The 18,288-nt window shown below is 30.3% G+C and carries 18 protein-coding genes; 7 read left to right on the top strand and 11 right to left on the bottom strand.

The window, feature by feature from the left end; translation table 11 throughout:
• Window positions 1–65: 65 nt before the first annotated feature.
• The gene (locus WHD08_RS10950) at window positions 66–845 is read right to left on the bottom strand and encodes an alpha/beta fold hydrolase (protein WP_165731559.1); all 780 of its coding nucleotides are present in this window, start codon (window positions 843–845) and stop codon (window positions 66–68) included.
• Between the two features lie 168 nt (window positions 846–1,013).
• Here WHD08_RS10950 and ppk2 point away from each other — a divergent pair, with 168 nt between their 5' ends.
• On the top strand, window positions 1,014–1,814 hold the full coding sequence (ppk2, locus tag WHD08_RS10945; protein WP_208890812.1) for a polyphosphate kinase 2: 801 nt from the start codon (window positions 1,014–1,016) through the stop codon (window positions 1,812–1,814).
• Between the two features lie 158 nt (window positions 1,815–1,972).
• On the opposite strand, the gene WHD08_RS10940 is transcribed toward ppk2, so the two are convergent.
• The 4 genes from WHD08_RS10940 to WHD08_RS10925 form a co-directional block, all read right to left on the bottom strand.
• Complete coding sequence (locus tag WHD08_RS10940) at window positions 1,973–2,329, bottom strand: cupredoxin domain-containing protein (protein ID WP_165731561.1); 357 nt, start codon at window positions 2,327–2,329, stop codon at window positions 1,973–1,975.
• Window positions 2,330–2,371: 42 nt separating this feature from the next.
• On the bottom strand, window positions 2,372–2,920 hold the full coding sequence (locus WHD08_RS10935) for a carboxymuconolactone decarboxylase family protein (protein WP_208890813.1): 549 nt from the start codon (window positions 2,918–2,920) through the stop codon (window positions 2,372–2,374).
• 344 nt (window positions 2,921–3,264) lie between these two features.
• Window positions 3,265–3,579: a thioredoxin gene (trxA, locus tag WHD08_RS10930; protein ID WP_165731563.1), complete on the bottom strand. Its 315-nt coding sequence runs from the start codon at window positions 3,577–3,579 to the stop codon at window positions 3,265–3,267.
• Between the two features lie 443 nt (window positions 3,580–4,022).
• Window positions 4,023–4,862, bottom strand: a complete 840-nt coding sequence (locus WHD08_RS10925) for a helix-turn-helix domain-containing protein (protein ID WP_208890814.1) — start codon at window positions 4,860–4,862, stop codon at window positions 4,023–4,025.
• A 536-nt stretch (window positions 4,863–5,398) separates the two neighbouring features.
• Between WHD08_RS10925 and ribB the strand changes: the two genes are divergently transcribed.
• Window positions 5,399–6,061 carry a 3,4-dihydroxy-2-butanone-4-phosphate synthase gene (gene ribB, locus WHD08_RS10920; RefSeq protein ID WP_165731565.1) on the top strand — a complete coding sequence of 221 codons (663 nt, stop codon included), beginning with the start codon at window positions 5,399–5,401 and terminating at the stop codon, window positions 6,059–6,061.
• A complete protein-coding gene (locus tag WHD08_RS10915) occupies window positions 6,062–6,637 on the top strand; it encodes a Crp/Fnr family transcriptional regulator (RefSeq protein ID WP_208890815.1) in 576 nt (191 codons plus the stop codon). It abuts the gene before it with no gap.
• Window positions 6,638–7,226: 589 nt separating this feature from the next.
• Here the strand turns inward: WHD08_RS10915 and WHD08_RS10910 are convergent.
• On the bottom strand, window positions 7,227–8,213 hold the full coding sequence (locus tag WHD08_RS10910) for a helix-turn-helix transcriptional regulator (protein ID WP_208890816.1): 987 nt from the start codon (window positions 8,211–8,213) through the stop codon (window positions 7,227–7,229).
• A 71-nt stretch (window positions 8,214–8,284) separates the two neighbouring features.
• Between WHD08_RS10910 and WHD08_RS10905 the strand changes: the two genes are divergently transcribed.
• The gene (locus WHD08_RS10905) at window positions 8,285–9,541 is read left to right on the top strand and encodes a flippase (protein ID WP_208890817.1); all 1,257 of its coding nucleotides are present in this window, start codon (window positions 8,285–8,287) and stop codon (window positions 9,539–9,541) included.
• Window positions 9,542–9,543: 2 nt separating this feature from the next.
• Here WHD08_RS10905 and brnQ read toward each other — a convergent pair whose 3' ends face one another.
• Window positions 9,544–10,818, bottom strand: coding sequence for a branched-chain amino acid transport system II carrier protein (brnQ, locus tag WHD08_RS10900; RefSeq protein WP_208890818.1), 1,275 nt, complete (start codon window positions 10,816–10,818; stop codon window positions 9,544–9,546).
• 1 nt (window position 10,819) lies between these two features.
• A complete protein-coding gene (locus WHD08_RS10895) occupies window positions 10,820–12,370 on the bottom strand; it encodes a serine hydrolase (RefSeq protein WP_165731570.1) in 1,551 nt (516 codons plus the stop codon).
• Window positions 12,371–12,462: 92 nt separating this feature from the next.
• On the opposite strand from WHD08_RS10895, the gene WHD08_RS10890 reads away from it, so the two are divergent.
• Both WHD08_RS10890 and WHD08_RS10885 read left to right on the top strand, forming a co-directional pair.
• Window positions 12,463–13,248 carry an alpha/beta fold hydrolase gene (locus tag WHD08_RS10890; protein WP_208890819.1) on the top strand — a complete coding sequence of 262 codons (786 nt, stop codon included), beginning with the start codon at window positions 12,463–12,465 and terminating at the stop codon, window positions 13,246–13,248.
• Window positions 13,249–13,301: 53 nt separating this feature from the next.
• Complete coding sequence (locus WHD08_RS10885; RefSeq protein WP_208890820.1) at window positions 13,302–13,742, top strand: YHS domain-containing (seleno)protein; 441 nt, start codon at window positions 13,302–13,304, stop codon at window positions 13,740–13,742.
• 212 nt (window positions 13,743–13,954) lie between these two features.
• Here the strand turns inward: WHD08_RS10885 and tyrS are convergent, their stop codons facing one another.
• A complete protein-coding gene (gene tyrS / locus WHD08_RS10880) occupies window positions 13,955–15,247 on the bottom strand; it encodes a tyrosine--tRNA ligase (RefSeq protein ID WP_208890821.1) in 1,293 nt (430 codons plus the stop codon).
• A gap of 185 nt (window positions 15,248–15,432) precedes the next feature.
• Here tyrS and WHD08_RS10875 point away from each other — a divergent pair, with 185 nt between their 5' ends.
• Complete coding sequence (locus WHD08_RS10875) at window positions 15,433–16,455, top strand: NAD-dependent epimerase/dehydratase family protein (protein WP_208890822.1); 1,023 nt, start codon at window positions 15,433–15,435, stop codon at window positions 16,453–16,455.
• Here WHD08_RS10875 and WHD08_RS10870 read toward each other — a convergent pair.
• Together WHD08_RS10870 and WHD08_RS10865 are read right to left on the bottom strand one after the other, a co-directional pair.
• Complete coding sequence (locus WHD08_RS10870) at window positions 16,427–16,891, bottom strand: DUF4296 domain-containing protein (protein ID WP_208890823.1); 465 nt, start codon at window positions 16,889–16,891, stop codon at window positions 16,427–16,429. The two genes, WHD08_RS10875 and WHD08_RS10870, sit on opposite strands and share 29 nt — an antisense overlap.
• 1 nt (window position 16,892) lies before the next feature.
• Window positions 16,893–18,233 (bottom strand): dihydroorotase, encoded by a 1,341-nt coding sequence (locus tag WHD08_RS10865; RefSeq protein ID WP_208890824.1) that lies wholly within the window; start codon window positions 18,231–18,233, stop codon window positions 16,893–16,895.
• Between the last annotated feature and the right edge of the window lie 55 nt (window positions 18,234–18,288).

Raw genomic sequence — 18,288 nt, 5'->3', positions numbered from 1 at the left:
TAAGGTAAATATACCTCATAAAAATCTATTAAAAAAGTGTTTTACACGGAATTAAATGAATGTAATTATAAAGATGTAATAAAACGGATTGTTTGGTTGTTAAACATTTCTGGCTGTTCTACATTTACCACATGACCGCAATTTTCAATTACAAAAAGTGATGCAGTTACATGTTTTGAAACGATGTTTTTTATAGAAGGTAAAAACAAATGATCTTCGGCTCCCATTACATATAATGTAGGGATTTTAATATCTTTTGTTCTAAAAATACGGAGTAAAGGATTGATTTCTGATGTTAATTTAAACCAACGTAAAAATTCTTTTTGATATAATTTCTTCGCTTCGTTAACAAACAGTAATCGAGAGTTTTTATGATTTTTCTTTGGCATAATAATAAATGCAAAGAGTTTGTAAAGCAACATATAAGGCACTACAGATTTAAAGATATTACCAACTTTCATTAAAACTTGAGAGCGAAAATTCATTTTTATAATGGCACCTCCCATAATCATGCTTTTTACCAATTCTGGTCTTTTTTCAGCAAGATTTCTTATTAAAATGGTACCTAAAGAAATACCAATAAAATGAGATTTTTTAATTTTTAAGTGATCAATTACTTCAACAATATCTGCTGTAATAGAATCGAAAGTATATTTTGCTTTAAAAGTATCTTTTAGTGTTGGTTTGCTATCTCCATGACCACGTAAATCTAAAATTAAAACGTTAAAATGTTTTCTAAAGTCTCTTACTTGTTTAAACCAAATAGAACTACTTCCTCCGGCTCCATGAACAAAAGTAACCCATTCTTTAGAGGTTGTATGCGGATATGAATAGTAGTTTAGCAAATAGTTGTTTTTGATATCTATTAAAAATTGAAGTGCAAAAATAAGACTTTTAATTTTGATGTGATTTTTAGTGATTTTTTAAAGCGATATTATTTATAATTAATTTAAAATAGCACCACTAAAAATAAATGTATTTCATATTTTTTTGAATTTTCGTAGATTGCGTAGATGGATAAAGAAAAGAAGGCTAGCGCTAAGAAAAAGAAATTTAATTACGACGAAGAATTAAAAATATTGCACACAGAATTGGTGCACATGCAAGAGTGGGTTAAAAGCCAAGGGTTAAAAGTAGTCATCCTTTTTGAAGGAAGAGATGCTTCTGGAAAAGGAGGAACTATAAAACGTTTTACAGAACCTTTAAACCCTAGAATTTGTAAAGTAGTTGCTTTGGGTGTTCCTACTGAAAAAGAAAAATCTCAATGGTATTTTCAACGTTATGTGCAATATTTGCCAGCTGCAGGAGAAATTGTACTTTTTGATAGAAGCTGGTACAATAGAGCAGGAGTAGAGAAAGTAATGGGCTTTTGTACGAATGATGAATATGATGAATTTTTACGTTCTTGTCCAGAATTTGAACGTATGTTAGTTAGATCTGGCATTATTGTTTTAAAATATTGGTTTTCTGTTAGTGATGAAGAACAAGAAAAACGTTTTAAAAATAGAATTTCTAATCCTTTAAAACGATGGAAATTTAGTCCGATGGATTTACAATCACGCTCGCGTTGGTTAGAATATTCTGAAGCAAAAGATAAAATGTTTGCGCATACAGATACCAAACAAGTTCCTTGGTTTGTCGTAAACTCTGATAACAAAAAGAAGGCGAGATTAAATTGCATTAGCCACATGTTAAGTAAGATTCCTTATGAACAAATGGACATAAAACCAATTGAGTTACCTCCTTTACCTGATAGTAAAGCGTATGTAAGACCACCAATGGATTATCAAACATTTGTGCCAGAAAAATTTTAATAGGAGGGCAAAAGCCAAGGTTTTAATTTACTGAGGATTTCCTTGAAATGATAAATATTTATTTTGTAAGCATACCTTGTACTCATTTGTACGAGGTTGTTTATTTAATAAAAAAGGCGAGCATTTCTGCTCGCCAATCACTACTTGAATTAAGAAAACTATTCTACTATTAAAGTATATTGTGGTGTAGGGTTTAAAGGACAGAAATAAACATATTCACCTTTTTTAAGCGTTACTTCTTTAGAGCTTTCTTTGGTGTTATTTTTTACTTGTGCAGTAACATATGCGTTTTTAATGTGTGCTTTTACATCTGCTTTTGGAGCTAAAACAAATCCTACATTATGACCAACATTGTTGTTTGCTACTTCAAAAACATAAGTTCCTTCAGATAATGTAAGTTGTTTCTGAGTAAACTCACCTTTGGTTTGTTCTAATGAAACTGTTTTTACTTCTTGTGCATTTGTATTGAATGCGAAACCTAAAACTATTACTAAAATTGCGATTACTTTTTTCATGATTGTTGTGTATTACTAATTATTATTAAAATTGATTATGTATTAAATTGTTGCTACTTCTAAAGTTTGTGCTACAGGGAAATCTACTGCAACATCTGTTGTTTTATGAAAGTAATTGGTAATGGTAATTTCTCCTATTAAGATAATTGCATCTGCCAGGTTTCCTTTTGTGTACCCTGCTGCATATAAGTTTTCTACTGCTTCTGTTGTTGCAGCTCCTCTATTAAGTGCTACACTTCTTGCAAACTTTGCTAAGGCGTCTAATTTTGCGTCAAAAGAAGCATTTCCTGTTCTTAATTCTAAGATTTGCTCTTCTGTAAAACCATTCATTTTACCAATTGCAGTGTGAGCAGATAAACAATACACACATTCGTTAACCTGGCTTACCGCTAAGTTGATTACTTCTTTTTCTTTAGCAGAAAAACTAGTTTTACCTTGTCCTATTGCTAAAAAGTTACCTAATGCAGTTTCACTGTGTGCAAATGCTGCGTATAAGTTGGGTACAAAACCTAGTCCTTTTTCTAATTGGTTAAAAATTGCTTGGTTGTTTTCTGATACTTCGTTTTTTGTTGGTACGTTAAATGTGCTCATAATTTTATTTTAAATTGTTTTGTTATTAATATTTTTAAATCTTATTTATTGTTATGCTTTGCATTCGCAAAGTTGTTGTGCTTGGTGTTGCTCGTCGTATGTTTGGTAACCCCAGCAGTTAGGGCATTGTGCGTTTTCTATTGTTTTCATAATTATTGTTTTCTTAGTTAGTTTCCCATTTTCATGGGAATGACACTTTTTTGTTTTTTTTGAAATGCTTTCAAAAAGCGTTTCTGATAATTGACTCTGCAAAGATGCAACCGATAGTGACTTCGAAAATTGGACAAAAGTTCCTTTGATTAGGACTCGTTAAAAATTTGTCTTTTTTTTGATGATTGCAGTGCTTATTTTAGTCTGTCTATTTTACTTCTTAAATTTCTTTCTGTAATTAAACCCGTATGTCTGTCTGCAGGCTCACCATTTTTAAAGAAAATTAACGTTGGTATGTTTCTTACACTATACTTTGCTGCTAATTCTGGGTAATCATCAACATTTATTTTTTTGATGACTACATCGTCTTTTAATTCGTCTGCTAATTTGTTGATAGTTGGTAATAAAGTCTGACAAGGTCCACACCATTCTGCATAAAAATCGAACAATACATTGCTGTTGTTTTCTATAATATTTTTTACGTCTATTTGTTCTAATTGAATTTCCATTTTTTCTTATTTTTAGTTGCTGCTAACGCAGGATAAATTATTTGTTGTTGTGTTGTTATTGTTACACACTGCAAAGATGCAACCAACATCAAGGTTTAAAAATGGACAAAAGTTCCTACTGTTTGGACTACGGAAATTAGTTGGCAAAAATGCATGCGTGAAGGATAGAGCAAGTTGTTTGAGCTCTTTTAAAGTTTGATAAAACTTTATAAAGCGAGTTGCGAAAGCCTGACCTGATAAGGGCACGCCCAAGAAAATAAACTACAAACTTGTCATTTCGACAACAGGAGAAATCCCATAACAGTGATACCACAACACCAACCAACTTTATAAGATTTCTCTCAAAAGTTCGAAATGACAAACTGAACGAAAAAAAACACAAACCTTGTCGATTTGTGTTTTGTAAAATTCTTATAATAAAGTTGAGGTAAATATATTACCGACTAATAATCCTTTTTAAATTGAAGTGGAGATTTAGAAATAGCCTTGGTAAAGAAGCGTGTAAAATACGCAGGATCGTTAAAACCGAGTTCGAAAGCAATTTCTTTTACCGTTTTATCAGTATAAATTAATAGACGTTTTGCTTCTAATAAAATACGATTCTTAATAAAGTCTGATGGTGTTTTTGCGCCCAATTTCTGAAAATGCTTGCTAATCGATTTTGGCGAAAGTCCTAATCTGTTTGCGTATTCGGTTACGGAATGCATGGTTCTAAAATTCTGTTCTACCAACAAACTAAAATCTTTAAAAAGACGTGTTTCGGTGTCTTCTTTAATTACATGATTTTCCTTCTTTACACGAACGGCAGAAATAATAAATTGCTTTAAATAAGATTGTAACATATCGTATTGTGCCGTTTCATCTTGCTGAAATTCTTCTATTAAACTCTCAAGAATAAAATTGAGTTTTGCCGTGTCCTTTTCACAAGGTTTTACAAACGGAGTTTCGTAAATATTGTTGAACAAAATTCCGTTACAAGCCACTTCTTGATCGTGGGTTTGTATGCAGTAAAAATCACGCACAAAAGTTAATTTATAGGCAGTTTTTATTTGCTCGGAATCTACCGTAAAAACTTGTCCGGGTGATAAGAAAAATAGTACATTATCTTCAAAAGTATATTGTTCAAAATCGATATTGTAAGTTCCTTTTCCTTCTTGAATCCAATAAATAGAGTAGGCGTTTTGTTGTACAGAATGATCTATGGTACATGCTTTTTCAAATTGAACGGTACTTACAGAAAAGGTTTCTTTAAAGGAATATTTTACAATGTCTTGAACTGCCATTTATGAATCGTTTGGTTTATTGGTCGTAAAAAAGTGTGAAAACTTTTTTTTATTAACTAATTATAAGGTTAAAAACGTTGATAACTATAAGTTAATAATAAATCTTCTGAAATTAATTTAGTTTAAATTTGTAGAGTTGATTTAAATATTCAAATCGAAATCTTTTCACATTATACAGAAGGAATTTAAGATTATGAGTATTTATAAAAATGAGCCTAAAACTCTAAGAGAGAAATGGCTCAAGTACGAACGGTTAATTAGAGCAGCTGCAAACTGGATTTTTCTAATTTATCGTGTATTATCGGAAAGATAATATTAAAAAGGTTCAAGGAGTGTTAGTTTTGGCGAACTGCACTCTTTGTTCTTTAATCAATACAAATTTAGCTACTATATTTGTATCTACAAATTTTTTAACGTTTTATTTCTAAATGTAAAATTTATTCAATTTTAAAAATAAATAAATTTATTGACCTACATCAAATAATTTTACTTGAGACAATATTAATTTTGCTTTCCTAAATTAAATATAATTTAAAATGGTACTTACAGAATTAGATACATTAAGAATGTTTGGTAATGATAGTAAAGAGCGATTAGAAAAAGCGCTTATACATCTTCAAAATGGAAATGGAATTATCTTAATGGACGATGAGGATAGGGAAAATGAAGGAGATTTGGTATTTTCTGCACATCATATGACCAATAATCAAATGGCACTTATGATTCGGAAATGTAGTGGTATTGTTTGTCTTTGTTTACCTAATAAAAAAGCCGATGCATTAGAGTTACCTTATATGGTAAAAGAAAATACAAGTAGCTACCAAACACCTTTTACAGTTTCAATTGAGGCAAGAGAAGGCGTTACTACAGGGGTTTCTGCCAAAGACAGGTTAACAACAATAAAAGCTGCGAGTAAAGAAAATGCTAAAAGCTACGATTTAGCAAAACCTGGACATATTTTTCCTTTAAGAGCCAAAGATAATGGTGTTTTAGAAAGAAAAGGTCATACGGAAGGAAGCGTAGATTTAATGAAATTAGCGGGTTTAAAACCAGAAGCTGTACTGTGTGAATTAATGAACGATGATGGAACAATGGCAAAAATTGACACCATTTTAGAGTTTGCGAATGAGCATAATTTGATGGTGCTATCTATACAAGATATTATTCATTATCGTAAATTTGTAAGAGACTACAAATAGATGACAGGCAATATAGAACTCACGAATTTCATAAAAAAGAATATACATATTGATGATGAAGATTTGAAAATCGTGTTGTCTTATTTTAAAACAATTAAAAAAAAGAAGAATGAAATTTTGCTTTCCAATGGAAAAAATAGTCAGGTTAGTTATTTTGTAAAAAAAGGTTGCTTAAGACTATTTTATATCAATGAAGAAGGAAAAGACGTAACACGTTATATTGCTTTTGAAAATCAGTTTGCTACAGAACTGGTTAGTTTTATAACCAATGAACCTGCGCAAGAAACGATTCAGGTTATTGAGAACAGTGAACTTCTATACATTACTCATGATGATTTTAGGCATCTTATGACGATTGTTCCTAAATGGAAAGATTTTTATAGCATCTATTTAGAAAAGGCATATGTAAATAATTCTAAGAGATTGATCTCATTTACTACACTAGATGCATCAGAAAGATACAAGCAATTATTCAAGATAAATCCAAATATTGTAAAACGTTTACCAAACAAAATTGTAGCTTCTTATATTAATATTTCACAAGAAACGTTGAGTAGGATAAAATCTAAAATTTAATTACAAAACGCGATCAAAACATAAATTTACGATGTATTGAACTGCTATACCTTGTTTTAGTTGATTGTAAAAAGTGGGTAACAATTAATGTCAGTAAATTGTTGTAAAACACTCTTAAAAATAAAAAGGGGGAAATGAATACATCATTTCCCCCTTTTACAATTCATAGCAATTTTTAATTTTCCTTTTTCAAAAGACTTAACAATAATATATACTATGTAAAAGATTAATTTCAAATAAAGAATACGCGATAATTTTGCGTATTCTTTATTTTTATAAAACTTATATCCCCCAATATAAATTTTATAATTTCTTTTATTTTGAATAATTCTATACTCTAAAAACCTAGTATTTATATACCTTTAACTCTCATAAAAGCAACATGTATTTTTTTCTTTTTCATTCATTGGATTAGAAAATAGGGTGCTAATTATAACAGATAAATCATAACCAATATATTCGCTTTTCACATTCGTAGAATGTTTAAATTTCAAGGCTGGCATATGTAGCTTATAATTTTCAAAAATAGAACCGTCAAAAAGACAAACAAAGTCTATTTGAGTGAAAATTGAAAAGAGTTTATGAAAAATTACCTATAGTAATTTACAATAGATTGTAGGTGTTCTTTAAAATTATCTACCACAGATTTTGGTGAAATAATTTTAATCCACTGGTTAAACTTTAGCATCTCCATTATAAACTCGTAATTTGGTTTGAGTTCAACTTCAATCGTTCCCCAAATATCAGGATCAGCATAGTTTAAGGCTTCTGAATTCCATTTTACAGGCTCAAGAATAAGACGCTGACTAGCGTGTATTGGTTTGCTTATCAGATATTTTAAATGGTGATTGGCAACTTGTAGTATAATTTTCTCTGCTTTTGTTTCATCATTTAAAATACCAATTGCATCTTTAAAATAAGCATTATGATCAAAAGGAATTGCTGCTAACATTTTTCTTTTAAAGATTCTAATATCCTGTAAACGTTCGTCTAAACAAAATGATGTAATTTTAGCATCTAAAGGGCAATACGCAAGCAAATACCACGCTTTATCCTTTTCTTTTAAATGTAAAGGTTGGAAGGCTTTTTTACTAATTTCTTCAAAATAATTATCATCATACCAGCCTTTGTAACTTATATGAATTACATACTTGTTCTCTATGGCATTAATTAGCCCTAACAAATCTAACTTACTATTTAATGAAGATTTTTCTGTAGCTACACAAGAATGATTTTCTGATGCTTTTTTACTTATTAATAAGTGCTCGCATCTATTAAAGATATCTGTAATTTCTTCGGATACATTACCACTTTTAACAAAATATCCATAGCCTCTTTTTAATAAAATATGAACGCCAAACTCCTTTTTAATAAAATCCAAATCTCTATGAACCGTTTTTGGACTGTTGGAATTTAATTTACTTAAAAATTCATTTTCAATAAATTCTGATTGTTTATCCTGTAGTTTTTGTTGAAGTTCTTTATGCGTTACATATAAATCATTATCCACACCAAAAGCTTTTGGATTTGTAATAATTTTTAAGATATAGTAGCGCCTTAGAAACTCTGGGGACATTTTAACAATTTAGGTTACAAGATTACAAAAAAAGTTTAATCTTTATACATTCAATTCTATAATAGATACCTGTGCTTTTTAGTAAACAAGATTTTCTTAATACAAAGTGGTTTATTGCCGAAAAATTAATTCAGTTACTTGTTGGTATCTTTATTATTCCTAAAATTTTTAATTCACTTGGCGTTTTAAATATTGGGAAACTTAAGTTTACTGAAACATTTATTGCCTTTTTTGCACCTGTATTATTTTTAGGATTATCTGCAATTTGTATTCGAGAGATTATTTTTAATCCAAAAAAAACAAAAGAAATTTTAGTAACTGCGTTCTACTTGCGTCTTTTTAGCTGGATTTTATTTTTTCTAGGACTTTTAATTTACAACTACTTTTATAATAGTAACGAGCTATTTTGGCTCTACTTTCTAATTGGTTTTAGCTATTTTATAAGGATTACAGACGTTTTCGAATATTATTTTTATGCTATTAAAAAAACGAATTATATTTTTATAAGTAAAATTTCAAGCTTATTTTGTATTGTTTTGTTGCAATATTATGGCGTTGAACATCAACTTGGAATTCAATATTTTGCATCACTTTTAATTATTGATTTCTTATTGCAAGGAATTATTTACGGCTTTATTTTTATTACTAAAACCGCTATCAGACTTAAAAATAAATATTTTTCTATATCAATGGCAAAATATTTATTAAAAAACTCTTATCCTTTAATACTTTCAAACTTATTAGTATCGCTCTATATTTCTATAGATGATTTTATTTTAAAATACTATTTTGGTGATGCTGCAATAGGTCTTTTCGCTACCATCGATTTTTTGGTTATAGCTCTTACTTGGAGTATTGGTTTTTCAATAATTAACGCATTATATCCTTCTTTAGCAGAGTCTTATAAAACGGATATCAATATATATCAGAAAAAAATAAGTGCTTTGTATAAATACATGCTATTATTAGGAGTTCTAATAGGATTATTTTACACATTTTTTGGAACCTCTATTTTAACCACTTTTTTTAATGAAAGTTATGCTTCTATCGCTACACCGCTAAAAATATTTAGTTGGTCGCCAATATTTATTTTTCTCGGAATGGTTTTTGAAAAACACCTCATCAATAGTAATCAACTTAAAAAAAATGTATATCGATTTATGATAGGTTGTTTTGTAAACTTAATTTTATGTCTTCTTTTAATTCCTACTTACAAAATAATGGGAGCCGCAATTTCTATACTTTTTAGCCATTTTATTACCAATTTAGGGTTTATAATTTTTGATGCTAAAAATAGAAATCATTTAAAATTTATTTTTCTTAAATAAGTTTATTCATGAGCTTTATTTGGCATTAAATTCAACAAAACAAAAACTATCAAAGCAGGCAACACCCAACCTAAACTGTGTTCTGCTAAAGGAATAAGACTTTTAACTCCGGTTAAGTTTTCTCTAGGAATGATAAACCCTAAAAAATCTGGAATACTAAAGATAAAAGTTACAATTACAACACCTCTAAAAACCAATTTAGAAGCATATTTTTCTGGTACAACGTTTAGTAAAATTAGCATAATTGTAATTGGATATACAAACATTAATGCAGGCACCGCAACATCTATAATAAAACCAACATTGTAACTTCCAACAATAATACCCACAATAGATGCAATTGCTGCTGTAATAATATACGCAGTTTTAGAATTGTTGCAAATTCCTTTTATATAATCTGCAGTTCCGGTAACAATACCAACTGCTGTTGTAAAACAAGCTAAAGCTACCAAGACACTTAAAAAAACGGTTCCGTAATGACCTAAAGTCTGAGTGCTTAAACCAGATAAAATTTCTATTCTAGAAGCATCATCTGCAAAGGTTGATGAGAATAAAGATCCGCTTAAAATTAAGCCTCCGTAAATTAATAACAAACCAATTCCTGCTATATACCCCGCTTTTCTAATCAATGTTCTTTTTTCACTAAAAGTGTTGTGATTGCTGTAATCTAAAGAGATAATAATAACAGCACCAACAACAACACCTGCAATAGCATCAAAAGTTTGATATCCTTCTAAAATTCCATCTATAAAAGGATTTTTAAAGGTTGATGGACTTACGGTTCCGGGAGCCGTACCCGTAGCGATAGCAATAATTACTAATAGAATTGCAACAATAATTGGTGTTAAAAATTTACCGATTAAACTGATAATTTTAGAACGATTTACCGCAAAAATAAAGACTAAAACAAAGTAAACAATACTTGTTAAAATAGGTGGTGTGTCAAAAAATGGTTGAATTGCCATTTCATGTGTAACTGCAGCAGTTCTTGGGCTTGGAATTGCCGCTGCAATAATGTAGATTAAAAAACAAAAAACAGTGCTAAATACAGGTGATACCTTTTTACCAAAATCGTACAAAGTACCTTGCAATCTTGCGTGTGCAAAAATGGCAAAAATAGGAATAATGATGGCTGTTAAGATAAAACCTAAAACAACAATCCACCAATCTGATCCAGATTTAACGCCTAAAGTTGGTGGTAAAATTAAATTTCCAGCCCCAAAAAAGAGTGAAAATAATGCAAAACCTGCAATCCAAATATCTCTTGTTTTGTTCAATTTAGTTTACTTTTTTAAAGTTTAAATGATTAAAGTCGAAACTAAAATCTGTAATTGGTGCAATAAATTTCATGGTTGCTCCTGTGGTATTTCCTTTTTCATCAAAAGAAAACTGTACAAAAACATCAGCATCATAACTTCTGTTGTTCCATTTTGCAACGTAGGTTGTTTGGTTGTATGGCAATAATTCTCCAAATAAAGTTTCTGAACGCTCACATTTTATGCTGTAAGAATTTCCATCATTAGAAATGGTCATATTTCCAAACCAGGCATCGTTGTAGGTTCCTACAATTTGATTTGGTTTCGGTAAGCTTTTATCAGCTTTGGCTAATGCAACTTTATTATAAACACTTGCTTTTATACTGTCGTTGTATTTTAAATATTTGGTATTATTTGTACCTAGTTTTTCGATCCAGTTTCTATTTTCATATCCTAAATAAGCGTCTTTAATAGTATTTGTAACAGTGTTAAAAGCGCTACCGTTCATTTGATTTGTCAATACAATAATTCCCAAATCTAAATCTGGAATCATCGTAAACTGTGTAACGGTACCTAATAAACCACCTGTGTGATAGACTTGTTTATGTCCGCCTTTTACATCGGTTACAAACCAACCCAAACCATAACCTCTAAAGTTAGAATTATAAGAATCGTTTTTAGCTACTTTTAAAGGAGTTTGTAATTGCCAAAGTTCATGAAATTGAGTTTCGCTTAGCAAGCGCTCTCCGTTTTTGGTAACTGCATCATTCATTAAAAAATTAGCCCAAGTTAACATGTCGTTTACGTTGCTCATAATTCCACCTGCAGGGTTTGCAGTTTCGCTCCAATCATGCGGAATCTGAATTACTTTTTCTTCTGTTCTCGTGTGTGCATCAATAATATTTGTTCTGTTGGTAACTCGGTTGTAAGATGCTTTACTGTTGGTCATACCAACGGGTTTCATTATTTTAGTTTCAATAAACTCTTCCCATGTAAGTCCGCTAACACGTTTTAAAACTTCACCAGCAACAATAAACATATTGTTGTTGTATTTAAAATCGGTTCTAAATTTACTTGTCGGTTTCAAGTATTTTATATTTTTGATGATATCGTCTGTAGTAAAATCATTGTTTTCAGGAAAAAACATTAAATCTCCAGAACCTAAATCTAAACCACTTCTGTGTGTCACTAAATCACGAACTGTAATATTTTGAGTAATCCAAGCGTCGTACATTTCAAATTCCGGAATGTGTTTTCTTACTTTATCATCCCAATTTAATTTCCCTGCATCGACCATCATTGCTAATGCAAAGCATGTAAAACCTTTACTGTTAGAAGCAATACCAACTATGGTATTTTCATTCATGTCTTTTTTGTTGGTTAAAGAACGTACTCCGTGTCCTTTAGCATAAACTATTTTTCCATCTTTTAAAATTCCGACAGAAATACCAGGAACATCAAATGTTTTTAAGGTTTCTTCTATTAAATTATCGAGTTGTTTCTCGGCAATTTGTGCGTTTAAGGTTAATGAAATAAGGAAAAGGGAGAGTAGTATTGCTTTTTTAAGAAACATATAGTAAAGTTGTTGAATTCACTCCAAATATAGTAAATAGTTTTACCATGTTTTAGATTTCTAAAAACGAATCAAACACTATATTTGTTTCCATGATTTTAGTCTACAAAAACGCTAATATTTTTTATACAGATCAAGGAAAAGGAACTGTAGTTGTTCTAATTCATGGTTTTTTAGAGAATTCCACGATGTGGGATAAAATTGTACCTGAACTTACCAAAAGAAACAGAGTAGTTACAGTTGATTTGTTAGGTCATGGGAAATCTGATTGTTTGGGATATGTACACTCTATGGAATTGTTTGCAGAAACTATAGAAGCTGTTTTAAAGCATTTAAAAGTTAGAAAATTTATTTTGGTTGGCCATTCTTTAGGAGGATATATTTCTTTAGCTATTTCCAAAATGAATTCTAATAAAATAAAGGGCTTATGCTTATTAAATTCAACTTCTAACGAAGATTCTGAAGAACGAATAAAAATAAGAATAAGAGCAAATAAAATGGTTCAAAATAATTTTGAATCTATGGTAAAAATGTCCATTTCAAATTTATTTAATCAAGAAAATTTATTAAAATTTAAAGAGGAAATAAATGCGGTTAAAAAAGAGGCTTTACAAACTTCTTTACAAGGTTATGTTGCTGCGAATGAAGGGATGAAAAACCGACCTAATTTAAATCAATATTTAAAAGAAAGTAAATTTAATAAAATGATTATTGTTGGCGAGAAAGATCTAGTTTTAAATTTAGAAAATTCTAAAGAAGAGGCTGAAAAAACAAATTCTGAACTCGTTATTTTTCCTGACGGACATATGAGTCATATTGAAAACGCACCAGAACTGATTTTCATGTTAAAAAAATTCATAAAATCCTGTATATCTTAACTTTTCTTTGTAATTTATCGAAAATTTCAGCGACTATGTAGAAAATACAATCGATGAAACACGTAATTACACTTTTAGTTCTTATAATTTCCACTTCACTATATGCTCAAGATTACAATACCAAAAAAGGTTTTGTTGCAGAGGGTTATGATGTGGTTTCTTATTTTAACAACACCTCAGTAAAAGGAAATAAAAAATTTGTTGCAGATTACGATGGTGTGCAATTTAAGTTTTCATCAAAAGAGAATTTAGAAATTTTTAATAGATCACCTAAAAAATACGTTCCTGCTTATGGAGGATATTGTGCATATGCAATTGGAGCAAAAGGAGAGAAGGTTTCTATAGACCCGGAAACATTTGAGATTAGAGATGGAAAATTATATCTATTCTACAATTCTTGGGGAACAAATACGTTAGAGTTATGGGAGGAAGAAGGAGCTGAAGGTTTAAAAATAAAAGCAGACAAAAACTGGTTGAATATTAATAAAAAATGATGGTTGAAAGCAATGTCGGGGGATTTTGTGAATGTTGTAAAAAAAAAGAGCTGATTAAATCAGCTCTTTTTTATATTTATCCCTTATGTCATTTCGAAATGAGTCTTTTAACGATTGAGAAATCGCCTTAGATTCTTCATTATTAGTACTTTTATCTACTCGATATTAAAATAATTTTTAATTTCAGAAATATTCGAAATGAGCCTTATAGTTTACTCAACCACTAATAAATAATATGTTTTTTTACCACGTTGTAATAACACATATTTATTTGCAATTAAATCTTCTTTAGTAATCGAATAATCTTCTTTTATTTTTTCTTTATTTACAGAAATTGCATTTTCCTTTAATGCTCTTCTAGCGTCTCCGTTAGATTTTAAGAAGTCTGTTTTAGCTGCTAATGCACCAATCATATCTAAACCTTCCTCAATATCTGTAGCAGATACTGTAGCTTGTGGCACTCCATCAAACACATCTAAAAATGTTTGTTCATCTAAAGATTTTAAATCAGAAGCAGTAGATTTTCCGAATAAAATATTAGAAGCTTTTAAAGCATTTTTATACGCTTCTTTACCATGTGTTAAAATAGTAACTTCTTCCCCTAATTTTTTCTGTAACAAACGTAAATGTGGATTCTCTTTATGCTCAGCAATTAAGTTCTCTACAGTTTCTTTGTCTAAAAATGTAAACTTTTTAATAAAGTTCTCTGCATCTTCATCCGAAGAGTTTAACCAATATTGGTAGTATTTATATGGAGAAGTTCTATCTGTATTTAACCAAACATTTCCGCTTTCTGTTTTACCAAATTTGGTTCCGTCTGCTTTTGTTACTAAAGGAACCGTAATTGCATACGCTTTTCCTTGTGCTTTTCTACGAATTAATTCTGTACCTGTGGTAATATTTCCCCACTGATCTGAACCACCCATTTGCAGTCTGCAATTTTTTTCTTGGTATAAATGATAAAAATCGTATCCTTGAAATAATTGGTAGGTAAACTCTGTAAAACTCATACCAACTGAAGATTCAGAACTCAAACGTTTCTTTACAGAATCTTTAGCCATCATGTAGTTTACAGTAATATGTTTCCCTGTATCTCTTACAAAATCGATTAATGAAATATCTTTCATCCAATCGTAATTGTTTACCAATTCTGCTTTGTTTTCTGCAGCGGCATCAAAGTCTAAAAAACGTTCTAGATTTTCTCTAACACCAGCAACATTTTTTGCCAAAGTAGCTTCATCTAACAAATTACGTTCTGCAGATTTTCCAGAAGGATCACCAACCATACCAGTAGCTCCACCAATTAAAGCAATAGGGTTATGACCTGCATTTTGAAAATGTTTCAAAATAAATATTTGCACCAAACTACCAATATGTAGTGAGTCTGCAGTTGGATCAAAACCAATATAACCAGCAGTTTTATTTTTTAATAAATAGTCTTCCGTGTCTGGCATAATATCATGCAATAATCCACGCCAGCGTAATTCTTCAACAAAATTTGTCATTATAAGTCTAAATTAATTCAATTCAAAATACGAATGCCAAATTCAGCTTGTTTAAGTTTTGTGTCTTGATCGTTTAAATTATCAATCTAGACAAGCTCAATTTGACATCTTATAGCAATTATTTATTTGCTATTTTTCATTATGCAAAGATAAACTTATCAATGAAAATATCATAAATTCGCGTTATGATTTTAGTTACTGGAGGAACAGGTTTAGTTGGCGCACATTTATTGTATCATTTGGTAAAAAATGATGAAAAAATACGTGCTATTTACCGTTCTGAAGAAAGAATTAAAAAAGTACAAGAAGTCTTTTCTTTTTATACGGATGATGCTATAAACTTAATTTCTAAAATAGAATGGTTTAAAGCAGACATTACAGATGTTCCTGCTATGATTCCTGCTTTTATTGGAGTTGAAAAAGTATATCATTGCGCAGCATTTATTTCCTTTAATCCGAAAGATTACAGGGAAATGCGCAAAGTAAATATACATGGAACAGCGATTATTGTAAACCTTGCCATTGATGCTAATGTTCGTAAAATTTGTTTTGTAGGTTCTATTGCTTCTGTGGGAGATTCTCTAAAAGGTGGCCTTATCACTGAAGAGAATGAATGGAATCCAGAATCTGATAATAGTGGATATTCGATAACGAAATTTGGGGCAGAAATGGAAATTTGGCGTGCAAGCCAAGAGGGAGTAGATGTGGCTATAGTAAACCCAGGTGTTATCTTAGGAAGCGGATTTTATACTGCTGGTTCTGGTAAAATGTTTACACAGGTTTATAACGGTTTTAGTTATTACACAGAAGGAATTACTGGTTTTGTAGGTGTTAAAGATGTTGTTGCAGCAATGATTAAGTTGATGAACTCTAGCATTAAAAATGAACGTTTTATTTTAGTTGCAGAGAATAAATCGTTTAAAGAAATTTTCTTTTCTATAGCTGATGCTTTCGGTAAAAAAAGACCAACAAAAAATATTAAGCCTTGGCAAACCGCTATTTTTTGGAGAGTTTCTTGGATGTTGTCTCTGTTTTCGAGAAAAGAGCCATTGTTGAGTAAATACTCAGCAAGAAGTGCACATTCAGTGTCTAAATACTCCTCAGAAAAGATTGAAACAACGATGCCTTTTCAGTTTGAAAAAATTGATGATGTGATAAAAGAAGTGTCTGATAGATATGTTAATTCTTTATCTCAAAATCGTCCTTAGTAGGCTCTAAGATCGGTTCAATTTCTTTAATAGAATCTAATTCTTTCAATTTTTTTCCAACTTTTTTAATAGAATCCCTTCTAATGGAATCTTTTCGAGAGCTCATTTTATTGTAAAAATCTTTTTTTTCTTCTAAGTTTTTTTTAACATCGGTAATCATTTCCTCATATAAATCTATTTTAGAGGTATAATATAGGTTGCTGTTTTGAAAACGTAGGCTATCTATTTTATATTTATCATATATAAAAGCCATGTAATTTACTTTCTTTTGCTCATTTTTGTTTTTAACAAATTTTGCAGAAGAAGCAATCATCATATCCCCAAGTAATAAGGTCATGGTGTCTCTAGGAATAAGGTCTTTTGGCTCTTTAAAAATGGTGTTACTTGTGCAAGAAACCAAGAAAATAGAAACAAGAAAATAGCTTAAGTTTTTCATATTAACGATTAAAAGTCAGGCGTTTTCCTTTAATATTATCATTAAAAACACCTTCATTATAGATTAAATTTCCATTTACAAAGGTATGGGTTATGGTTGATGAAAATGTAGTTCCTTCAAAAGGAGACCAGCCACATTTGTATAAAATATTGTCTTTAGAAACAGTTTGTGGCTTGTTGGTATCAATTAAAACGATATCTGCAAAATATCCTTCTTTTATAAAACCACGTTTCTCAATTTGAAATAATTTTGCCGGATTATGGCTCATTTTTTCAACTAGTTTTTCAATCGGAATTACTCCTTCTTTTACTTTTTCTAAAAGCGCAATAACTGCATGTTGTACTAAAGGTCCGCCACTTGGTGCTTTTGTGTATACATTTGTTTTTTCTTCTAAAGTATGCGGAGCGTGGTCTGTTGCCAAAACATCAATTCTGTCATCTAACAAAGCTTCCCATAAACCAAGTCTGTCTTTTTCTGTTTTTACAGCCGGATTCCATTTTATATGGGTTCCTTTTTCTTCGTAATCTTTATCAGAGAACCATAAATGATGCACACAAACTTCTGCGGTAATTTGTTTTTCTTCTAAAGGAATGTCATTTCTAAAAAGCTCCGTTTCTTTAGCTGTTGATACATGGAAAATATGCAAACGTGCACCTGTTTTCTTTGCCAATTCAATTGCTTTAGAAGACGATAAATAACAAGCTGCTTCACTTCTAATAATTGGATGGTATTTTACTGGAATATCATCGCCATATTTATCAACAAATTCTTGTGTGTTTTTTCTGATAGTTGCTTCATCTTCACAGTGTACAGAAATAATCATTTTTGTTGATGAGAAAATTTTCTCTAGAATTTCTTCATTATCAACCAACATATTTCCCGTAGAAGAACCTAAAAATAATTTAATTCCGGCTACTTTTTTAGGGTCTGTTTTTAATAATTCTTCTAAATTATCGTTTGTTCCACCAAACATAAAAGAATAATTAGCGTAAGAATCGTTTGCTGCAATTTTAAATTTATCTTCTAATAAATCTTGCGTTGTAGCTTGCGGTACGGTGTTTGGCATTTCTATAAAAGTAGTAATTCCGCCAGCAACGGCAGCTCTACTTTCTGTAGCAATATTTGCTTTATGTGTTAAGCCAGGTTCTCTAAAATGTACTTGATCATCTATAAAACCAGGAATTAAAAACTTCCCTTCTGCATGAATAATTTCAACATTTTCAGTTGCATTTATATCTGATGAAATTTCTTTTATAATTCCGTTTTCAATGAGAACATCCCCTAAAAAAGTTTTGTTTTCATTTACAATTCTTGCGTTTTTTATTAAAGTTGATTTCGCCATTTTTTATAATTGTTTTTACTGAAAATACTTTGCTGATTTTTGCAAAGTTAGTAAA

Source organism: Polaribacter sejongensis (genome assembly GCF_038024065.1).
In the GTDB taxonomy this organism is placed as follows: Bacteria; Bacteroidota; Bacteroidia; order Flavobacteriales; family Flavobacteriaceae; genus Polaribacter; species Polaribacter sejongensis.
Note: the sequence above shows the minus strand (reverse complement) of the source record. Positions and strands in the feature narration are given on the sequence as shown.

Coding starts and splice junctions, on each gene's coding strand:
- WHD08_RS10865 (WP_208890824.1), bottom strand. CDS start 18,233: ATGGCGAAATCAACTTTAATAAAAAACGCAAGAATTGTAAATGAAAAC.
- WHD08_RS10895 (WP_165731570.1), bottom strand. CDS start 12,370: ATGTTTCTTAAAAAAGCAATACTACTCTCCCTTTTCCTTATTTCATTA.
- WHD08_RS10935 (WP_208890813.1), bottom strand. CDS start 2,920: ATGAGCACATTTAACGTACCAACAAAAAACGAAGTATCAGAAAACAAC.
- WHD08_RS10915 (WP_208890815.1), top strand. CDS start 6,062: ATGACAGGCAATATAGAACTCACGAATTTCATAAAAAAGAATATACAT.
- ribB (WP_165731565.1), top strand. CDS start 5,399: ATGGTACTTACAGAATTAGATACATTAAGAATGTTTGGTAATGATAGT.
- WHD08_RS10890 (WP_208890819.1), top strand. CDS start 12,463: ATGATTTTAGTCTACAAAAACGCTAATATTTTTTATACAGATCAAGGA.
- WHD08_RS10875 (WP_208890822.1), top strand. CDS start 15,433: ATGATTTTAGTTACTGGAGGAACAGGTTTAGTTGGCGCACATTTATTG.
- ppk2 (WP_208890812.1), top strand. CDS start 1,014: ATGGATAAAGAAAAGAAGGCTAGCGCTAAGAAAAAGAAATTTAATTAC.
- WHD08_RS10925 (WP_208890814.1), bottom strand. CDS start 4,862: ATGGCAGTTCAAGACATTGTAAAATATTCCTTTAAAGAAACCTTTTCT.
- WHD08_RS10885 (WP_208890820.1), top strand. CDS start 13,302: ATGAAACACGTAATTACACTTTTAGTTCTTATAATTTCCACTTCACTA.
- trxA (WP_165731563.1), bottom strand. CDS start 3,579: ATGGAAATTCAATTAGAACAAATAGACGTAAAAAATATTATAGAAAAC.
- WHD08_RS10940 (WP_165731561.1), bottom strand. CDS start 2,329: ATGAAAAAAGTAATCGCAATTTTAGTAATAGTTTTAGGTTTCGCATTC.
- WHD08_RS10870 (WP_208890823.1), bottom strand. CDS start 16,891: ATGAAAAACTTAAGCTATTTTCTTGTTTCTATTTTCTTGGTTTCTTGC.
- tyrS (WP_208890821.1), bottom strand. CDS start 15,247: ATGACAAATTTTGTTGAAGAATTACGCTGGCGTGGATTATTGCATGAT.
- WHD08_RS10910 (WP_208890816.1), bottom strand. CDS start 8,213: ATGTCCCCAGAGTTTCTAAGGCGCTACTATATCTTAAAAATTATTACA.